At 50.9% G+C, this 3,248-nt stretch carries 2 protein-coding genes and 2 pseudogenes; all 4 read right to left on the reverse strand.

Translation table 11 applies throughout. From position 1 onward, the window contains the following. Positions 1-142 (reverse strand): annotated as a pseudogene (locus FQ015_RS24260) (DUF4376 domain-containing protein); the annotation flags it as partial. A 3-nt stretch (positions 143-145) separates the two neighbouring features. Next, complete coding sequence (locus tag FQ015_RS15620) at positions 146-2,431, reverse strand: prophage tail fiber N-terminal domain-containing protein (protein WP_160524242.1); 2,286 nt, start codon at positions 2,429-2,431, stop codon at positions 146-148. Between the two features lie 23 nt (positions 2,432-2,454). Beyond that, positions 2,455-2,985, reverse strand: a complete 531-nt coding sequence (locus tag FQ015_RS15625) for a tail fiber assembly protein (protein ID WP_000423346.1) — start codon at positions 2,983-2,985, stop codon at positions 2,455-2,457. A 14-nt stretch (positions 2,986-2,999) separates the two neighbouring features. Next, positions 3,000-3,248, reverse strand: a pseudogene (locus tag FQ015_RS15630) (phage tail protein); the annotation flags it as partial.

Consider the following 3,248-nt stretch of genomic DNA (forward strand, 5'->3'; position numbering starts at 1 on the left):
CCCAGATGCGCTGACCTGTCTGTGCTGTATCATCTTTTGTCGCTGTATACGGCAGGACTTTCTCCATTCCCTCAAACAATACCTCACAGTTAATTGCACCTGATTCCAGATAACGTGGATTCAGAATTTGTCGTATTTCCATTTTTTATGCCACCCGCATGAATAAACCAACATAATAAAACTTTGAACTGGCCATAATTCTGTTGTTACCGGATAAGGCGACAAAACTGCCTGACTGTGGTGTTACGCTGCTGTCTGCAAGATAAAATTGCGGCGTGCTATTGCTTGTAGCAGAACTCCCCAGTATCCCCATCATGCCTATTTGACCAATTCGTGAGCCGGGCACAATCATCCCCCTGTACAGCCTTATGCTCTCATTACTTTCCGCCTCTCCCAGATATGCCCCCAGCATCAGCCCCCCAATATCAGGACTCCCCCAGCTATTGCCGGTGGAAGAGCGCAGTACCTGTGTAAAATCATCAACCTTAAGTAACTCATTATCCCAGCTGTCAGGCAGGGTTACAGGGGTGATGTTGCTGTGAATTGTTGCCGTGTAACTCTCTCCGTTTATTCCTTTAAAAATAACCTGTTTCGTTGCATTTTGCTGATTCTCCGGGGTGGTATTTGTGCGAACTTCAATATCCAGATAACCAGAAAAATTCAGTGTATCGGAGCCATTAATAATGGGGGCCTTTTTATTACCGTCGTACTGACTGACAAGATAGCGTCCTGGTGGTGTTTCACGCACCCACTGCAAAAATTCAGTCGGTCCGTTTTCGGCACTGAAATGCATTTCCTGTTCATCTGTGAACAATGCGCCAAAGCCAAACCCTCCGGGAATCGCCAGACAACCAGCAGTGCGATCATAAATATCACTCTGAGGCTCCATTGTTGCAGATACTGCCAGCTCCAGCTCATGGCGCATGGCTTCAGGAATGTCCTGTGCCAGCAGTGAACGGGCTTTTTCTGACAGCGGAGACAGTGAAGCATTCCCGTCCTGATTAAAGCACAGAAGATTATCTGCCCGTTGCGTCAGCTCACTGATTGCCGTCAGCACATCGCTCAGCGGTTGTTTACCTGCCAGCGCGTTCATGATTGTTGTCGCAAAGTTCGGGTCATTGCCCAGCGCCGCGGCCAGCTCGTTCAGTGTGTCCAGGGCTTCCGGTGACGAGTCAACCAGTGCGGCGAGTAGTTTGCGGACAAACGCCGCGTTTGCCATCTCCAGCCCGACCGCATCGTCCGGCGGGGTTGGTGCGGTTGGCTTACCTGTGAACGCCGGGCTGTCCAGCTGTGCTTTTGTTTTCGTCTCGTCCATGACGATTTTGACGGCTTTTGACGTGGCTGCCAGCTCTTCACTGTCGTTGTCAGTGTCACTACTGAGTTGCACCAGGCCTTTTTCTGTCGTGGTGGCGCTGGTTCCCTTCAGGTCATCAACTATCCGTTGCGCTTCATCCCTCTGCTGTTTCGATTCCCGTGCATTGTCTGCGCTCGTATCCTGACTGGCTTTAGCCTGTCGGGCATATTCAGCGGCGCTGTTTTCATGCCCGAGTGCGGAATTTGCCGCATTTTCCGCGCTGGTTGCTGCCGAAGATGCAGCCTCTTTATGCTGACGAGCCTGTTCAGCAGCATCAACGGATTTATCCCGTGCGGCACCTGATGTCTGTGCGCTGTTTTCTGCCTCATCCGCAAAACGCTCCGCATCACTGCGGGCAATAGTCGTTGCCTCCACATCCTGCACAGTCTGGCGTGCGCTTTCTGCTGCATTATCAGCGTGATTTTTCGCATTCTGCTCGCTTTGTGCGGCAGCTTCAGCGCTGGCTTTAGCCTCACCGGTCAGCGTTGCGGCATCAGAAAGTTTATCGACAGCTTTCTGAACGGCCTTATCGGCATCACTGGTAGCCTGCTCTGCGCGGGCCGCATCCTGCGAAGCAGATGACGCCAGTAACGCTATCTGCTTTTTATCTTCGGCAACGGCTTCTGCGTTCTGCTGTACATTATCCGCCAGCGTCTCGCAGTCGCTCTTAATTTGTTGCGCATCAGCGACATGTTGCCCGGCCTGTCGTTCGCTTTCCGCTGCCGCTTCCGCGCTCTGCTGCGCCTGCGCCACCATTTCCTCAAAGCGTTTCACTACATCCGGCTTTAAATCGCCTTCATCGAGGGCAGTCAGAAAGTCATTCAGTGTGCCGGGCCTGGAGTCGTCGTAAACCGAAATGTCGCCAACACAGTACTCGTCGCACCAGTCCTGCTTCAGATATACACAATATTTCCCGACCTGTGCCCCGAACGAATATTCTCCATTATTTCCTGTCACCACGTCGGCAACTGTGCGCATCACCACTTCCGGGGTGTTTACCCGGGATTTCAGAATTATGTGGCATCCGGACATGGGGATGCCTGCGCCATCTATCAGCGCACCTGATATCACTACCATAGTTTTTCTCGCGATAAATTAAATCAGGAAAGGGTTTCCGGAGAGACGGGCCATTCAATGGCGTTATATGAGGCTTTATCAGTGACGGCACTGAAATTCATCGCCTGTAACTCCTTTGCGTAAATACGCCAGGCTTTCAGCTTTTCTTTTTCTTCATCGCTGATGATTCCCAGAAGTAAATCCGTCTTCTTATCGGATATTTCCCGTTCGGCAATCGCAGTAAGACGTGCACGCTCTGACTCCGCCTGCTGTCTGTAGTCAACAGGAACAGGAAGAACTTCACCGTCTTTGTAATACCAGCGCGCTTCTATACAAAAGCCATCCGGTAGTTCATCCACTTCCACAATGGTGAAACCTGCCGGATAAAGCCGGGATACGTCTTCCGCCATTGAATAAATAACGCCGGTTTCAGGATGTGTGCACAGCTTGTATTTCTTCGTGAATTTATCCAGTGATTCATAAAAATCCTGTCCGTCTTCACTACGGAAATACTGAATGCCTTCACCATAAGGCATTTCTTCAGGGTAATAACGCGTAACGTTTCTGAGCTCCATTATTTTCTCCCTGATTAACCTGATACAGAGCGCCATGCGCCATTTATATAAATCTGGGCCTGTTTGTAATACACACCACCGATATTATCCGCAGAGCTACTGCCGGTTTCCTGAACCACAATACCGGACAGAGTGCAGCCAGGCGGTGCGCGGAACGTCCAGCTGAGCTCGTTCCCTCCCGGGTTGTAAAACACCTCACTGGTGTACTGAAAATTCTGCACGCCGCCTGTTTTGGTCTGGTAGCGTTCATCGAAATTGCCATA

The organism is Escherichia sp. HH26CH (assembly GCF_009820205.1).
GTDB lineage: Bacteria > Pseudomonadota > Gammaproteobacteria > Enterobacterales > Enterobacteriaceae > Escherichia > Escherichia coli_F.